This is a genomic window from Lacihabitans sp. CS3-21 (genome assembly GCF_024343675.1).
Classification (GTDB): Bacteria; Bacteroidota; Bacteroidia; order Cytophagales; family Spirosomataceae; genus Leadbetterella.
On sequence record NZ_RJUD01000002.1, the window covers coordinates 176,017 to 191,450 of the forward strand.

The following is a 15,434-nucleotide window of genomic DNA, read 5'->3' on the forward strand; positions in this document are numbered from 1 at the left end:
GGCTGTATTGATCAGCCTTTTTGTTTTAATCATTCAATTCTCACCTCATCCCTGCCAAATACTCTACCAAGTCACGTATCTCTCTTTTCGAAAGAATATCGCCCATAGGAGGCATGCTGGAGGGCATGTTTTCTCTTTTTGCAATTCTCGACAAAGCCACTTTGGTTGGCTCGGCGTCAGAAGTTGCCAATACGATTTCATGCTCGTTTTCCGACATCAAAGTTCCGGTTATTTCTTGTCCGTCTTTTAGTGTCAAGCTTACTTGACCAAATCCTGGAGAAATTCTATTGCTAGGTTTTACCAATGCTTCAAGTATAATTTCTCTGGTAAGTTTACTTCCAATTTTTCCAAGGTTTGGTCCGACGGTCGATGGTGCTCCTGGATTTGTGGTGTGACATCTAACACATTGAGCAGTAGAGTTGTTGTTAAAAATATTCCTACCTTCTCTAAAATCACCACCAAACAGAGCCATTTTGAATTCTTCAAACCAATCGTCCGATTTTTTGTTGGCATTTAATTTGGCCAAAAGCGTTTCCGAATTGGTTTTCTTCACAGCTTCGCTTAAATCGAGCAACAATTCTTTGTCCAGTTTTTCAGCAGCCATCAAGTCTATCATAGAGCCTAAAACTTTCTCAGTTTTTGAAATAGGCATATTAGCCAAAGTGTTTATCAATCTCTGTTTTTCCCTGATTAAGCCTTTCTCAATTATAGGTTTTACAATTTCATTCAGGCTATTCTCGTCAATGTTTAGTTTCGACAATGCACCGATAGAAGCCACTCTTACTTCCGATTTTTCGTTTTGTAAACCACTCTGAACTATCTTGTCCAAGCCGCTATAGTTCAAGCTTGAAAGAGCATCTATTGCGGCGATTTTTACTTTAGGGTCTTTTGTGTTCCCAAAAATATTGACCAGTTTGTCATTAAAAGTATCTATTTTTAAGTTAGAAAGTAACTGACTGATAGCTATTTGGGTTTCTGGGTTTTCGGCATTTAAGAAAGCTGACAAATGCGGTTCAATGGTGCTTTTTACACTTGCCACATCTCTTAAAAATATTCCTCTATAACGTCCATCCACTCGGTCCAGAACCGATGGATCTGCCCAAGTACCCAATGCTGCAATCGCTTCCGCTCTTAGTTCGTCCGTTATTTTTTCTTTTTTGGCATAATTTATTAAAGCATCCAATGATGTTTTGTCGCCCACACGTAAAGCCACATTGATGGCTCTTCTAAACAAAGGTTCTGAGGTAAATGTGTCATTGCCCAGCAATTTCACCAAGGCTGGAAACGCATTTGGAATCGAGGTATCGTCGTTTATTGCTCTTGCGGTTTCTTCCACTATAAACTCATCCTCATCTTGCAAGAAAACTTGAATCTTATCGCTTTTAAGTCTTCTCAAAACCAACACGGCCGCTAATCTCAAAGATTTACTTTTATTCCCTGCCAAAGCCACCATTTCTGATTCTGCACCCAATTTACTCAAAGCAAATACACCAGCATGTCTCAAATAAACATCTTCGTCCTTGTTTTTATCTATCATACTCAGAATGTTAGAGATGGTAGATTTATCTCCCAGCTTTCCAAGAGCTTCAGTAGCATAGAATTTTACACGAGAATTTTCACTTATAAGAAGACTTTTTAGCTTTTCTACGGCATTTTTATTTCTAACTTCTCCCAAAGTTTTTGCAGCCTGAGCTTGTATTTCGGCATCGCTATCATCCAAAACTTTCAAAAGTGTGGCAGAATATTTAGCTTCTGTTCTTGCCAACATTCCAATTCCCCAAATCGCATGAATTTTAGCCAGTTGATTTTTTGAAGTATTCAGTGTGTTTTCAAAGACAGCATAGCCCTTCTGTCCGCGATTTACCAATTCGAACTGAGCCTTTTTACGAATTCTCATATCCTCAAAACCAATCAAATCGGCTAGCATGGCGTCTGTTTGTAGTGGATATTTCAGAGTCATATATGAAAGTGTTTTCTTTCTTAAATCCTCCAAATCGTTCTCTTTTTCGGTAACATCTATTTTCCAAACTCTCCCATAATTTTTAGTATCCCAGCCATTTACCCAGTCGGCAGCATACAAAGCACCTTCAGGGCCAAACTGAATGGCCGTTGGCAAAATCCCGCTCAAAATATCTTTATCACCATCCAATACGAATGACGCACCTTTTTGCTTTAAGCCAAATGACCATATGTGCGAACTTGTGGGTGTTCCAACAAATTCAACCAAGAAGAATTTATTCAGCCAATTTTTTCCAAATGCCGTTCCTGGGTTAAACTGCATGCCTGTTGGCCCATTGTGGAAATTCATAATGGGCGGAATAATATGGGCCGCCTGACCTTCCCAACGAGGAACAGAAAGTCGTTCATCCATCCAAACTTTATATTTGTTGTTTTTGTTGTCAGTGTATTTTCCATATTGCCAATTTGATCGCCAGCCCAAGTCGGCTCCTTCTACCAAGTGCACCAAACGCTCACGCTCGGTTGGGTGGTCGCCGTCGTTATCAGACGAAATGATGTTGCCATATTGATCAAAAACAAACTCGTGCGTGTTTCTGATGCCTGATGCAAATACTTCAAAATCAGTACCATCTGGATTAGAGCGAACCAAAACGCCTTCATTGGGATATTCAAATCTTTTGCCATCCACAGAAGTGATGTTTGCTCCAATATCGCCAATTTGCCAATAAATTTTGCCATCAGGACCTTCGGTAATTCCGCTCATTCCATGGCCACCAAAGCCAATATGCACAGCATATCCATGACTAATTGATTTTTTGGTCTCATAAAAACCATCTTTGTTTTTGTCAGTCAAACGCCATAAATCTGGACCTGTAGCTATAAAAGCGTCTTTCTCTCTTACCAAAACACCTCCTGCTACGTCGGTGATTTCCTCGTACAAATCATTGAAAACTCTGGTGGAAACGTCAGCTATGCCATCTTTGTTTTTGTCTTCTAATTTCCAGATTTCTTCTTTTTCAACGGCCAAATCTTTCCAATCATGCACGCCGTCTTCATTCAAATCGCTCAACCAACTATTTTCGGTACTTTTTTCGGGAGCAAAAGTTTTTCTTAGAAAAGCACGTCTGTCTTCAACAGTTTGCAAGCCAATAGAAGCTGTCATCCAGTTTTGATGTCCTCTGATGTCAAATTCTGAGTGTTTTTGGCGGTTTGTTCTTGTCAAATATACTGCTCCGTTGTCGTCTATAGACATAGCAATGGGATCGGGTGCCAATGTATCACTTGCCCAAAGTTTAATTTGGAGACCATCAGCTATTTTAATGGGCATTTTGTCCCTTACTTCTTGTGCCTTTTTTATGGGGTCTGGTGAATTGTCGCTTATTACGAGAAACTCTTCATTTCCTGTGTTTTTTTTGCAAGAATTTGCCAAGAAAATAAAGGAAAGTGCAACTAAGAGACTCAGAATTTTAGATGTACTCATCTGCATCGTTTGATAATTATGGTTGAAAATTCTACAAAAATATTTAAAAAAAGCTATATTCGAATTCGGTTCTGTTTTTAAATTTCTAATTAAAAATTTCATGAAAAACTTTCTAAAGAAATCAAGTTTATTTGCTGTTTTGACCACCTTGATTTTAATCAATTATTCTTGCAAACCCACCGCACAATCTATTGTGGATGAGTGTATTGAGTTGCATGGAGGTAAGAAGTATGAAGATCTTGGTGTAGATTTCGATTTTAGAAACATGCATTATACCTTAGAAAATAGAAAAGGCCAATACACCTACACGCGTATGCAAATGGATAGCTCTGGGCATAAAATCGTGGATGTGGTCACCAATGATTCATTTAGTAGAAATATTGATGGAGTAAAAATCCCTTTAGCTGATTCGATGGCTAAAAAGTATACGAATTCAGTAAATTCTGTTGCTTATTTTTTTCTACTGCCTAAGCCACTTAATGACCCAGCAGTAAATAAAGAGCTAATTGGTGAAGCGAAAATCAAAGGTAAAGAATATTACAAAATCAAAGTTAGATTCAATAAAGAGGGTGGAGGAAAAGATCACAATGACGTGTTTATGTATTGGATAGAAAAAGAATCCAAGTCGATGGATTACTTTGCATATTCCTATGAAACCAGTGGCGGAGGTATTAGATTCCGAGAGGCATTTAATCAGAAAACCCTGAATGGCATCAAGTTTAGCGATTATAAAAACTATGGTTTCGAGGACCTAAAAACTAAACTTGAGGATTTAGACGTGCTTTTTGAACAAAACAAAATACCTTTGAAATCTGAAATTGTCAACCTTAACGTAAACATAAAATGAAAACCTTTTTATTTGGATTATTCTTAACCTCTCTTCTTTTTGCCTTCAAAGTTGATACGCCTAAGAAAATTATATTTTTTGGAGATTCTATTACCCAAGCAGGTGTAAATCCAGGCGGATACATTACTATGCTGAAAGATATGTATGCAAAAGCTGGAAACACCTCAGAACTCATTGGTGCTGGAATTGGTGGAAACAAGGTTTACGACCTTTTCTTGAGAATGGAGGACGACGTTCTTTCAAAAAAGCCTGATGTAGTTGTAATTTATGTTGGAGTTAACGACGTTTGGCACAAAGCCAGTTATGGCACTGGTACCGATGCAGACAAATTCACGAAGTTTTATACGGCATTGATTAAGAAAATGCAATCGCAAGGAATAAAGCTTATCCTTACCACTCCAGCGGCAATTGGCGAAAAAAACGACCATAGTAACCAGCAAGACGGTGATCTCAATCAATACTCCAAAATAATCCGAGACTTGGCGAAAGAGCACAAATGCGGTTTAGTTGATTTAAGAAAAGAGTTTTTGGCCTATAACCTTGCCAATAACCCAGAAAACAAAGGTCAAGGTATTCTGACCACTGACCGTGTACATCTTAATGAGGCAGGAAATAAATTCGTGGCAGAGTTGATGTTTCGTGAATTGATGAAGTGATTCCGTTTGTTTTTTACCACAGAGGACACAGAGTTTTTATTACACAGAGTTGCACAGAGTAATTTCTCCGTGAAACTCTGTGCCTAACTCCGTGAACTCTGTTGTAAATTCCTCATAGAATAAATCTCCGAATTCCTAATTTCAAGGATGGAACATTAAAGTTCAACAAGAGCCCAAGCCTGCATTTTGAAAGTTTTAAATAAGTCAATACTTGATCGATATGAATATCCGCAATAGCTTCCACGGATTTAATTTCAAGGATAATCTGTTTATTTACAATTAAATCAATCCGATTTCCTGTTTCTAAATGAATTTCCTTATAAACTAACGGTAGTGCTTTCTGTTTCTCTACCATAAGTCCTGAAGACTTCAATTCATAGAAAAGACATTCCTCATATGCACTTTCCAATAATCCTGGTCCAAGAGCATTATGAACAGTGAATGCACATCTCAGAATTTTTTCCGATAAATTATTCAACTCTTCCATAACTCAAAATGGCAAATCATCCCCATCCGCCACCTGATTGGGTACCATCGAATTGGCGGCTTGGTTCGCAGAAGCATAGGTAGCAGAATTTTTATTCTCCCCCTCACGATTTGGTCTGCTGAGCATTTGCATGCTATTGCCTCTTATTTTGAAGGAGAATTTTTCTACGCCGTTGGCGTCGGTATATTTTTCGGTGCGGATCCGGCCTTCTATGTATACACTATCGCCTTTTTTGAGATATTGCTCGGCTATGCCTGCCAAGCCTTCCCAAAGTTCTATGCGGTGCCATTCGGTGTTTTCTACTTTTTCTCCGTCTTTGTTTTTATAGGATTCTGTTATGGCGATGTTAAATGTGGCCACTTTACTGCCGCTTGGGAGTGTTCTTACTTCTGGGTCTGAGCCTAAATTCCCGATCAACAATGCTTTGTTTAATGATGCCATGATTTTGCTTTAGTTTGAAATTGTTAATAATGATTTTCAATTGTTTCTTCCCAAATCGAGAAGACGATGCAAAATTGGAGAGGCCACCAAAAATTATTCGGTAGATAAACGTTTGTATTCGTTTATAAGTGTTTGTTGTCGGGTAAGGGGTTGCTTTTAAGTGTTTTATATTTAACACTTAGAATCATAGGAAACAAAGAAGGACTATGATCTCTATGTGCCTATGTGTTTATAGTAAACAGAACACCTTACAACATAAAGCACACAGCGATAACTTGATCGCTATGTGCCTATGTATTTCAAAAAATCAAAGAAACTATATAAAAAGCATGTGTGTTCCTAATCCTTGTGCTCTTTGGTAAAAGTCTCCAACGGTCAACACACCGTCCAATTCGGGAGCTAAATCTTCTTTTTTGTAATGAAACATATCCATGGCCAGTCTACATGCCCAGATTTTGACGCCTGATGCTGAAAGAATTTCTACAAATTCTTTCACACCTGGTAGGTCGAGCTTGTCCATTTCTTTTTTCATCATGTGCGTCGCCAAAGCTTCCATGCCTGGTAGTCCACCCAGCATCGTGGGCATGTGCATGGCGGGATTTCCTACAGTGGCCACATGCAAATCTTCCATTTTTTCTTTGTGTAGTGCCTCTAAGCCAAAAAACGTAAAGAACATTTCAGACTCTATGCCTTCCATTCTTGCACCGTTTGCCAATACAAACGCCGCATAAACACTATCCAAAGTAGCTTTTGAAAGGATAATCATCATTTTTTTAATTTCACCATTATACTCGCTCATCTTCTTGTTATTTAAGTATTTATAAAATTATATACAGCTGGCAGGTTTAGGTATTCCAGCAATTTTTGAAGAAATTTTCAGCGGACCAGCTGGAAACAAAGCATAAAATTCCTTTATATCCACCACACCGCTCGCACCCACTCTTCTGATAGTCAGTGGAACTTCGTTTTTATATTGCGTTTGAAGATATTCCAAAACCTCAAAATGTCTGGGCGAAAGTTCCAAATTGGATTCTTTGGCCAGTTCGTTGGCTATTTCTGGCGACCATTGGCTGAGGTCGGTCATATATCCTTCTTCGTTTACGGCAACACTTTTGCCTGCTATTGTCTTTTCCATTGTATTATTGTTTTTAAAAATGTTTACCTTCTTCTTGCATTGTGGTGGATATAAACGGTATGTGCGTTCCTTTGAGGAGCATGTTCCAGTAGATCCAGCGGAACGCCAACTTACTCATGTGGTTCATTCGGCTCTCTTGGAGTAATCTTAAAGGCCCAATTCCTGGAAAAGGAAATGTGCCTTCCACAGGCTCATGGGTGTAGTTGAAGTCAATCAAAAGTGCTTTGCCGCCTCCTGTTTCTACAAAACAGTTGGCATGTCCGTCAAACTCTTCTTTGAGTGGTTCGCCTGCTATGTATCGTAAAATATTCTCGGTCAATATTTCGGCCTCGAAGTGTGCCACAGAACCTGCTTTGGAGGCCGGTACGTCTGTTGCGTCACCGATCACGAAAATATTTTGGTGTTTTTTCGACTGCAAAGTGGCTTTGTGGGTAGGCACGTAGTTGAGTTCGTCACCCATTCCAGAGCGTGCTATCACCTCGCTGCCTTTGTTGGTGGGCACAGTTACGAGTAGGTCAAATGGTATTTCTCGGCCACCATAATCTATGATTTTTTTGTTTTCGTTGTCTACCGATTCTATCGCAAAGTCACTTTCGATGTGGATGTTTTTTTCTACCAAAAGATGCTCTAGTGTGGCTGTGGCCTTAGGTTTTGTAAAAGCCCCACTGAGTGGCGTCACGTAGGTAATGTTTACTTTTTCACGCATTTTTTTGTCTTTGAAATACGAGTCAGATAAAAACGTAAATTCCAAAGGTGCTACAGGACATTTGATGGGCATTTCGGTGATGTGCACCACCAGATTGCCGCCTTCCCATTCTCTAAGTTTATTTCTCAAGGCCAAAGCACCCTCAAAAGTGTAGAAGTCAAAAACTGACTTTTGCCATTCGCTGCCTTTCATTCCCTGAATTTCTTCTGGGGCAATGTCGTTGCCAGTGGCTATAATCAACAAATCATAGTGGAGTTGGTCGCCATTAGCCATTTTTACGAGATTTTCCTCCGGAATAATCTTGTCTATTTTGTCATTGATAAGATTTACGCTATTCGGAATAAACTTTTTGATGGGCTTAATGATGTCTTCAGGTTCGTAAATATCGAAAGGCAAAAACAGATAGCCGGGCTGATAATAATGCTCCTCTCTTTCGTCTATGATGTCGATTTCCCAAAGATGTCGGTCGAGTTCTTTGTTTAGGTGGTTGGCCATCATGGTTCCGGCCGTGCCTGCACCTAAAATCAATAATCGTTTCATTTTGTAAATATTTATATTGCGTCTTTTTTGATGTACAAATATTCCAGAAACGCAGAACTCATTCCTATGACTCCCATCATATGAAAATATAATCATATGTAGGTATTTATATATTTGCCTATTTCAGCCCTTGTGGAAAGTTGTTTGATAGTTGGATTGGATGAAAATGATTTTTGCGAATCTTTTTAACACATAGCAGTATAATTTACATAGAAAAACGAGGATATCTATGTGACTATGTGTTTTTGAAAATTAACATATAGCAACATAGGACATATAGAAAAAACTATGATGTCTATGTGCCTATGTGTTTAAATAAATTAATGTAACGCCCCAATAAAACTTGGCTCTAGGCGGATAAAATTTCTTTTTACGAATATCAAAATACCAAATGAAAAATGAAAAAAGCCAGAAATGCATTAGATTGAATTTTATGTGAATATTAGTTTTTTTTAAAGAATTTAAAGTTAAATGATTAAGACAAATTAGCAAGAATTTGATTTTTAAAATGAGTACATAATTTTCATTTTGGTATCAAAGATAATTCGATACTTAAAATCAAGTTTTTTCTTAGTGAAACGAGGAATCAAAAAGGAATTATTTATTTTTGTTTAAATTATAAAAATGACTCGTGTTACCTTCATTTAAGAAGAAGTTGCACTTGAGAAGTTAAACATGCCAAACTGTAATAAAAGATCGTATTTGACTGAAAACCTTGCTTTAGATGCCTTGATAGAGGCTAGGATACGCTTTGTGCAGAATTCATCTGTAACGGTCTATCAGTGTGACGATTGTGCTCAATGGCATTTGACTTCTCGTGGGCATATGCACCCGAGGTTGGCCAATGAATTGTCGTCTGGGAATGTGGAGAAAAATAGGTTGGCGTATCAATGGGAGAAGAAGTTGGGGTATTGAGTTGTTGCACTGAGTTTCACGGAGTGTTTTTGTTTATATACTTTGCGTTTTTGAGTTTCACAGAGTTTTCCCTCCGCTCAATGAAAAAATACCTTTTCTTTGCGACTCTGCGGCTTTGCGAGAAATAAATTTTGAATAAAAGAACCCTAGCGTCTTAGCGACTTTGAGGTAAAATATATAAATAAGGAATTTGGAATTTGTAGCGATAGATTTTGAGACAGCCACTTGGCACAAAGATTCTGCTTGTGCGGTGGGCATTGTGCATGTCAAAAATGAGGAAATTTTGGAGGAGTTTTATACGCTCATACAACCTCCTGGTAACGAATACATGTACCACAATACCAAAGTACATGGCATTACGGCCAAAGACACCTATTCTTCACCAACTTTTGAGGAAGTTTATCCCAAAATAAAGAGCCTCATGCAAGGCAAAATGGTGGTGGCCCACAACGAATCCTTCGACCGAAATGTATTATACCACACCATGGAGTCGTATGGACTTAACTATTCTGATCTTCAGATAAAATCTCGCTGGGAGTGTACAGTGAAGATTTTTAGGAAAAAAGGTAATTTTAAAGTGAATCTAGCCGCCTGTTGTGCCAGATACGATATTCCGCTGGACCACCACAATGCCCTTTCGGATGCTCGGGCCTGTGCTAAATTGTATTTGATTCATAAAATGCCTTTGTTTAATTAAGCATTGTAGTTTATTGGCACGCTGATGACGTTCCGATAGCTATCGGAACAAGCAACGCTGATTTTCACGGATTTTTTTGTTCAATATACAACACAGAAAAGTAAGTTTATTTAAGTATTTCTTTATAAGTGGTTTATGTTTTTAGAATTCTTCTTAATTATAAAAGGCGTAAATTGCGGAGCATTATTAAATAAAGAATGAACGAAAAAGAAATTATTGAACGTAGCGGTGGCGTATGTGAATTGTCTGGAACATCAGACAACCTACAGATTTATGAAGTGAGCCACGCTCCAAACGACTCCAACGATTCTTTTGCTTACATCAGCGAAAATTGTATAGAGCAAATAGTGGACAAAAACGCCACAGATGCCAACTTTTGGAGATGCCTGAACGACAGCATGTGGAGCGAAGTGCCGGCCGTAAAAGTTTTGGCTTGGAGAATGTTGGATAGATTAAAATCTGAAGGTTGGCCGGGTGATTTATTGGATATGCTTTATCTCGACGAGGAAATTTTGGCTTGGGCACAAGCAGGTGCTGATCAACCCGAAGGTGAGGGCGACCCTGTTCATAAAGACAGCAACGGAGCATTATTGGCCGATGGCGACACGGTAGTTTTGACCAAAGACCTCAACGTAAAAGGCACCACATTTACTGCCAAACGTGGAACGGCGGTAAGAAATATCAGATTGGTAGATGACAATCCCGAACACATAGAAGGCAAAGTAAACGGCACGCAGATAGTGATTTTGACGAAGTTTACGAAGAAATCTAGTTGATTTTATTTTTTGAAGATTTTATTTTGAGCAGATTAGAAACATCAAAACTTCTAATCTGCTTTTTTATTTAAACACAATAGGCATGTGGTAATAACAACGTGCATTTCTGTAGTTTACTTGCCCCGGTTTCCATTTTGGCATTAGTTTTATGACTCTTTTGGCTTCTTCATCGCATGTTGGGCATAAACTTCGTAAAATTTCTACATCGCCGATGGAGCCGTCTTTTTCTATTACAAATCTTAAGTTTACCTTTCCTTTTTTGGTGGCTACGGCCTCGTTGATATACTCAGATATGAATTTATACATTTCTTTTTGCCCGCCGATATATTCTGGCCTTTTGTCCACCCCTATAAAAATTATATCATTGGGGTGGTCTTTGGGATTTTTGAGTGTGTCGGCTGATGCTACATTATATTGAGTATTGTGTTTTTCTATATATAATTTGTTCAAGGGGATGGAACTGAAAATAAGGAAACTAATTTTTGTTATGAGTAAAATAGTCATTGAATTTCATTTTTATATCAGTCGAGTCTGTAAACAATAGGCATGTTGTAGTATACCCTTACATTTTTCCCGTTTTGCACACCAGGTTTCCAGCGAGGCATGCTTTTAACAACTCTTATTGCTTCTTCATCACAGCCAAAACCAATTCCTTTCATCACGTTAACGTCGCCAATAGATCCATCGTCTTCAACCACAAATTTCACAAAAACTCTACCCGATATATTCGCTCTTTGAGCTGCTGCAGGGTATTTTATATTTTCACCGAGATACTGATACATTTTAGCTTGTCCACCAACAAATTCTGGGTTCTGCTCCACCGCTGTAAAAATCTCTCTTTTCTGTATCTTCAACGCAGCATCGGCTACATCAATTGGTGGTGCTGGTGGCGGAGGCGGTGGTATTCCAACTTTTTCTTCTTTTAAAATATCAATCTCAACAGGTTCATTTACCGAATTATCAGAGCATGATACCGAGCTGACCATTACGGCCATGAATAGGATAGGGGCCACCACGCCATATTTCAAAATCGCCCAATTGTTAGATTTTCCTTTCAAAAGCATCTGAATTCTGATTTTTAGCGTCGATTTTTTATGGAATTGTTGCACAAAAAGATGTTCAGGTGCAATTTTGAATTGTTTGCTGAGCAAGAGTGTAGCATAATCTGCCACCGTGGGCAAAGTGCGGCTGGCTTCTTCGTCGGCCAAAAACTCATGGAGGTTTTTGATAGTGGCTCTGTAAAGATAAACGACCGGATTGCACCAAAATACCATGGTAAGCAGCTCAAAGAAGAACAAATCGAGGAAATGCAATTGAAGGGTATGCACCCGTTCATGTGCCCGAATTGTACGGAAATGGGGTAGTTTTTTGTCGATTTTGATAATCCCAAAAAACGAAAAGGCATTGCTTTCGTTAAAACTCGGTGACTGAATAATGGCATAAGCTCTTGCCACTCCAAAGGCCAACTTTAAAAATAAAAAAGCGACTATAGTAAGGTACAGAATACTGATAATCAACACCCAGTTGAGTTTGTGCTCGGTGTTTTGAGAAACCACCAGTTCAGGAAGGTCGTATTCGTAAATTAAGCTTTGAATTTGACCCGCTAAAGCCCAGGTTTTTACAGAGCTGAGATTGGCAAATGGTAGTAACACCGAAATGATACTGCTGCCAATCAGATAAAATCTGTTGACCTGATGGAAGGTTTCTTTGCGGAGAAATAACCAGTAAATGGCATAAAATACCACCAAAAATAAGTTGATTTGGACGAACGGGATTAGCTTTTCCATAATTATTGCCGTTTTTTCATTTCTTCAATCATTTTCAAAATTTCATCAGCTTCTTTGAGGTCTATTTGTTCGTTTTCCATAAAAAACGACATCATAGCACGGGCGGAGTTGTCGAAATAACCAGCTCTTAGCTTGTTGGTGACAAACGCCCTGTAGTCTTCTTTGGTCACTGCTGGATAATACTGGTGGGTTTTTCCATAGGCAATATGTTTTACGAATCCCTTGGTTTCAAGTATTCTGATGATGGTAGAAACGGTATTATAGGCGGGTTTTGGCTCAGGTAACACTTCTAAAACGTCCTTTACAAAGGCACTTCCTTGTTGCCACAATACTTGCATTATTTCCTCTTCAGCTTTGGTCAATTCTTTTAAATTCATCACTAGATAGTTTGTTTAATCAAACATAAAACTATTATTTTAGTTTTGCAACTATTTTGTTAGTTTTTTTTCAAAAATATTTTGAATATTGGTACGCTGATTACGCAGATATTTAAATAACGCTGATTTTTACGGATATTTTTTGTAATTAACGTCATCCGTGTGCCATCGTTTTCGTGAAGATTGAAGTAGGGCTGCCTATCAAGAATATTTTTTAAAATTCGTGTAAATCTGTGTTCGATTGATCCGTTTCATCTGCGTGCCATTCAACGAATGCTTTATTCTGAAATTCTTATCTCAACAGAAGCATGTATTTTTTCAAAACAAAAGCTTATTTTTGGTGCAAATACCTTAAAATATGTCTTCAGCTCAGCCACCCAAAGACTTTACCGGCTTAAAACAGATGAGTAAGAATTCTTCAATTGCTGCGGGTTGGCCTGCCATCTCATCAAGTATAAAACATGTTTTTGGTGCTATGCCGGTGGCCAGAGGTTTAAAAACACTCTTTAATCTTAACCAAAAAGGCGGTGTGGACTGTCCAAGTTGTGCCTGGCCTGACCCAGACGACCACAGGTCAGGATTGGGTGAATATTGCGAAAATGGAGCCAAAGCCATTGCTGATGAAGCCACAACGCTCAAGGCCACACCTGTTTTTTTTCAGAGATATTCGGTAGCCGAAATGGCCTCAAAGTCGGATTACTGGCTGGGACAACAGGGTCGATTGACGCATCCCATGGTAATAAGAGAAGGTCAAAGCCATTATGAAAAGATCACTTGGGAGGGTGCTTTTGAGTTAATATCCAAAGAATTAAATGATCTCAAAAGCCCAGATGAGGCTATTTTTTATACCTCCGGGCGATCAAGCAATGAAGCCGCATTTCTTTATCAATTGTTTATCAGGGCTTTTGGAACCAATAATCTGCCAGACTGCTCCAACATGTGCCATGAGTCCAGTGGTGTGGCTTTGACAGAAACATTGGGTTTGGGTAAAGGTTCTGTGACATTAGATGATTTTGAAAAGGCAGAGGTAATTGTTATAATGGGACAGAATCCAGGGACAAATCACCCTAGAATGCTCACCACCCTAGAAAAAGCCAAGAAAAATGGGGCCAAAATAGTAGCTATTAACCCATTGTTTGAAACTGGTCTTTTGGGATTTAAAAACCCTCAAACCATGCAAGGCTTGTTTGGACAAGGAGCGACTTTGACAGATTTGTATTTACAAATTAGAATCAATGGCGATCTGGCATTACTTAAGGCCGTAGGTAAGAAACTGATTGATTTAGAGGCTATTGATTTTGATTTTATACAAAAGAATACAGATGGCTATAGTGATTTTCTTAAACAATTTGAAACTGTTGATATCGAAAGTTTGCTTGAAGATGCAGGTATTTCATTGGGACAATTTGATGAGTTAGTCAATTTGTTGGCCGAAAATTCTAAAATTATAGTTTGCTGGGCGATGGGACTTACCCAACACAAAAACTCGGTGGCCACCATTCAGGAAGTCGTGAATCTATTGCTTTTGAGGGGATCTATCGGAAAAGAAGGTGCGGGTACGTGTCCTGTGCGTGGGCATAGCAATGTGCAGGGCGACCGCACCGTTGGCATTATGCACAAACCTTCTGCAGCATTTAATGAGGCGATTGAAAAGAATTTTGGATTTACGCCACCTCAGCAACATGGATATGATGTGGTAGAGGCCATTGAGGCCATGTATGAAAAAAAGGCCAAAGTGTTTTTTGCCTTGGGGGGCAATTTCCTTTCGGCTTCACCCGATACTGAGTATACAGCCCAAGCCATGAAAAACTGCAGTTTAACGGTGCAGGTTTCTACAAAACTCAACCGCAGCCATTTGATTCATGGCAAAACTGCCTTGATTTTGCCGTGTTTAGGACGTACCGACAAAGATTTTCAAAAATCTGGTGAGCAGTTTGTGACCACCGAAAATTCGATGGGTGTGGTGCAAAAATCACAAGGTGTGCTAAATCCTTTGTCAGAAGACATGATGTCTGAACCCGCTATTGTTGCACATTTGGCCCATAAAGTATTGGGAAATAAGCATGATATGAATTGGTTGGCTTATATCGAAAATTATACTTTGATACGTGAAGACATTGCCAAAACCATTGAAGGATTTAAAAATTTTGAGGAAAAAGTAACTCAAGACGGAGGGTTTTATTTGCCCAATGCTCCAAGAGAGGGAAAGTTTAAAACCTCATCAGGAAAAGCCAAATTCACGGTAAATATTTGGGAGAAGCTTTCTGTAAAACCTAATGAATATTTAATGATGACCATTAGAAGTCACGACCAGTTTAATACAACGGTTTATGGGTTAAATGATAGATATAGGGGGATTTATAATGAGCGAAGAATTGTATTTATGAATCCAAAAGACATGTTTAAAGCTGGATTTGAAAACTACGAAAAAGTGGATATTATTAACGAATTTGGCGGCATAAAACGCATTGCGGAATGTTTTTTGGTTGTTCCTTATAATATTCCAATGGGTTGTTTGGCCACCTATTTTCCTGAAGCCAATGTGTTGGTTCCTTTACACGCCAAAGCGGATGGTAGCCAAACACCAGCTAGTAAAAGTGTGGTCGTAAAACTAGAAAAAATCAAATAGTT

15 protein-coding genes are annotated in these 15,434 nt (G+C 38.8%); 6 read left to right on the top strand and 9 right to left on the bottom strand.

Features of this window, described 5'->3' with window-relative positions:
• Nucleotides 1–40 precede the first annotated feature (40 nt).
• Complete coding sequence (locus EGI24_RS02045; RefSeq protein WP_255046571.1) at nt 41–3,439, bottom strand: HEAT repeat domain-containing protein; 3,399 nt, start codon at nt 3,437–3,439, stop codon at nt 41–43.
• 100 nt (nt 3,440–3,539) lie between these two features.
• Between EGI24_RS02045 and EGI24_RS02050 the strand changes: the two genes are divergently transcribed.
• Both EGI24_RS02050 and EGI24_RS02055 read left to right on the top strand, forming a co-directional pair.
• Nucleotides 3,540–4,286, top strand: coding sequence for a DUF6503 family protein (locus tag EGI24_RS02050; RefSeq protein WP_255046572.1), 747 nt, complete (start codon nt 3,540–3,542; stop codon nt 4,284–4,286).
• Nucleotides 4,283–4,942 carry an SGNH/GDSL hydrolase family protein gene (locus EGI24_RS02055; RefSeq protein ID WP_255046573.1) on the top strand — a complete coding sequence of 220 codons (660 nt, stop codon included), beginning with the start codon at nt 4,283–4,285 and terminating at the stop codon, nt 4,940–4,942. Before EGI24_RS02050 ends, EGI24_RS02055 begins: the two co-directional genes overlap by 4 nt.
• A gap of 112 nt (nt 4,943–5,054) precedes the next feature.
• Here the strand turns inward: EGI24_RS02055 and EGI24_RS02060 are convergent, their stop codons facing one another.
• From EGI24_RS02060 to EGI24_RS02080, 5 genes are all read right to left on the bottom strand, one after another.
• Entirely contained in the window at nt 5,055–5,429 is a 375-nt protein-coding gene (locus EGI24_RS02060) for a GxxExxY protein (protein WP_255046575.1), read from the bottom strand.
• Nucleotides 5,430–5,432: 3 nt separating this feature from the next.
• On the bottom strand, nt 5,433–5,870 hold the full coding sequence (locus EGI24_RS02065) for a single-stranded DNA-binding protein (RefSeq protein WP_255046576.1): 438 nt from the start codon (nt 5,868–5,870) through the stop codon (nt 5,433–5,435).
• 316 nt (nt 5,871–6,186) lie between these two features.
• Entirely contained in the window at nt 6,187–6,669 is a 483-nt protein-coding gene (locus tag EGI24_RS02070; protein WP_255046577.1) for a DsrE/DsrF/DrsH-like family protein, read from the bottom strand.
• A 27-nt stretch (nt 6,670–6,696) separates the two neighbouring features.
• Complete coding sequence (locus tag EGI24_RS02075) at nt 6,697–7,005, bottom strand: TusE/DsrC/DsvC family sulfur relay protein (RefSeq protein WP_255046578.1); 309 nt, start codon at nt 7,003–7,005, stop codon at nt 6,697–6,699.
• Nucleotides 7,006–7,018: 13 nt separating this feature from the next.
• Nucleotides 7,019–8,251: an NAD(P)/FAD-dependent oxidoreductase gene (locus tag EGI24_RS02080; protein ID WP_255046579.1), complete on the bottom strand. Its 1,233-nt coding sequence runs from the start codon at nt 8,249–8,251 to the stop codon at nt 7,019–7,021.
• A gap of 675 nt (nt 8,252–8,926) precedes the next feature.
• Here EGI24_RS02080 and EGI24_RS02085 point away from each other — a divergent pair.
• The 3 genes from EGI24_RS02085 to EGI24_RS02095 all read left to right on the top strand — a co-directional run bounded on the left by EGI24_RS02085 (nt 8,927) and on the right by EGI24_RS02095 (nt 10,639).
• Complete coding sequence (locus EGI24_RS02085; RefSeq protein ID WP_255046581.1) at nt 8,927–9,166, top strand: hypothetical protein; 240 nt, start codon at nt 8,927–8,929, stop codon at nt 9,164–9,166.
• 190 nt (nt 9,167–9,356) lie between these two features.
• On the top strand, nt 9,357–9,863 hold the full coding sequence (locus tag EGI24_RS02090; RefSeq protein ID WP_255046583.1) for a 3'-5' exonuclease: 507 nt from the start codon (nt 9,357–9,359) through the stop codon (nt 9,861–9,863).
• A gap of 197 nt (nt 9,864–10,060) precedes the next feature.
• Complete coding sequence (locus EGI24_RS02095) at nt 10,061–10,639, top strand: alkylphosphonate utilization protein (RefSeq protein ID WP_255046585.1); 579 nt, start codon at nt 10,061–10,063, stop codon at nt 10,637–10,639.
• Between the two features lie 63 nt (nt 10,640–10,702).
• On the opposite strand, the gene EGI24_RS02100 is transcribed toward EGI24_RS02095, so the two are convergent.
• Genes EGI24_RS02100 through EGI24_RS02110 form a run of 3 tightly spaced genes read right to left on the bottom strand, consistent with a single transcriptional unit; the run spans nt 10,703 to nt 12,803 of the window.
• Nucleotides 10,703–11,143 (bottom strand): energy transducer TonB, encoded by a 441-nt coding sequence (locus EGI24_RS02100; RefSeq protein ID WP_255046586.1) that lies wholly within the window; start codon nt 11,141–11,143, stop codon nt 10,703–10,705.
• Between the two features lie 17 nt (nt 11,144–11,160).
• Nucleotides 11,161–12,426: a M56 family metallopeptidase gene (locus EGI24_RS02105; protein WP_255046587.1), complete on the bottom strand. Its 1,266-nt coding sequence runs from the start codon at nt 12,424–12,426 to the stop codon at nt 11,161–11,163.
• 2 nt (nt 12,427–12,428) lie between these two features.
• Entirely contained in the window at nt 12,429–12,803 is a 375-nt protein-coding gene (locus EGI24_RS02110; RefSeq protein ID WP_255035988.1) for a BlaI/MecI/CopY family transcriptional regulator, read from the bottom strand.
• Between the two features lie 358 nt (nt 12,804–13,161).
• On the opposite strand from EGI24_RS02110, the gene EGI24_RS02115 reads away from it, so the two are divergent.
• A complete protein-coding gene (locus tag EGI24_RS02115) occupies nt 13,162–15,432 on the top strand; it encodes an FdhF/YdeP family oxidoreductase (protein ID WP_255046589.1) in 2,271 nt (756 codons plus the stop codon).
• Nucleotides 15,433–15,434 lie beyond the last annotated feature (2 nt).

What these genes read in the sequence shown, in the direction of transcription:
- EGI24_RS02045 (WP_255046571.1), bottom strand. Translation starts at nt 3,439, where the DNA reads ATGAGTACATCTAAAATTCTGAGTCTCTTAGTTGCACTTTCCTTTATT.
- EGI24_RS02095 (WP_255046585.1), top strand. Translation starts at nt 10,061, where the DNA reads ATGAACGAAAAAGAAATTATTGAACGTAGCGGTGGCGTATGTGAATTG.
- EGI24_RS02105 (WP_255046587.1), bottom strand. Translation starts at nt 12,426, where the DNA reads ATGGAAAAGCTAATCCCGTTCGTCCAAATCAACTTATTTTTGGTGGTA.
- EGI24_RS02080 (WP_255046579.1), bottom strand. Translation starts at nt 8,251, where the DNA reads ATGAAACGATTATTGATTTTAGGTGCAGGCACGGCCGGAACCATGATG.
- EGI24_RS02065 (WP_255046576.1), bottom strand. Translation starts at nt 5,870, where the DNA reads ATGGCATCATTAAACAAAGCATTGTTGATCGGGAATTTAGGCTCAGAC.
- EGI24_RS02070 (WP_255046577.1), bottom strand. Translation starts at nt 6,669, where the DNA reads ATGAGCGAGTATAATGGTGAAATTAAAAAAATGATGATTATCCTTTCA.
- EGI24_RS02100 (WP_255046586.1), bottom strand. Translation starts at nt 11,143, where the DNA reads ATGACTATTTTACTCATAACAAAAATTAGTTTCCTTATTTTCAGTTCC.
- EGI24_RS02060 (WP_255046575.1), bottom strand. Translation starts at nt 5,429, where the DNA reads ATGGAAGAGTTGAATAATTTATCGGAAAAAATTCTGAGATGTGCATTC.
- EGI24_RS02115 (WP_255046589.1), top strand. Translation starts at nt 13,162, where the DNA reads ATGTCTTCAGCTCAGCCACCCAAAGACTTTACCGGCTTAAAACAGATG.
- EGI24_RS02085 (WP_255046581.1), top strand. Translation starts at nt 8,927, where the DNA reads ATGCCAAACTGTAATAAAAGATCGTATTTGACTGAAAACCTTGCTTTA.
- EGI24_RS02110 (WP_255035988.1), bottom strand. Translation starts at nt 12,803, where the DNA reads ATGAATTTAAAAGAATTGACCAAAGCTGAAGAGGAAATAATGCAAGTA.
- EGI24_RS02055 (WP_255046573.1), top strand. Translation starts at nt 4,283, where the DNA reads ATGAAAACCTTTTTATTTGGATTATTCTTAACCTCTCTTCTTTTTGCC.
- EGI24_RS02075 (WP_255046578.1), bottom strand. Translation starts at nt 7,005, where the DNA reads ATGGAAAAGACAATAGCAGGCAAAAGTGTTGCCGTAAACGAAGAAGGA.
- EGI24_RS02050 (WP_255046572.1), top strand. Translation starts at nt 3,540, where the DNA reads ATGAAAAACTTTCTAAAGAAATCAAGTTTATTTGCTGTTTTGACCACC.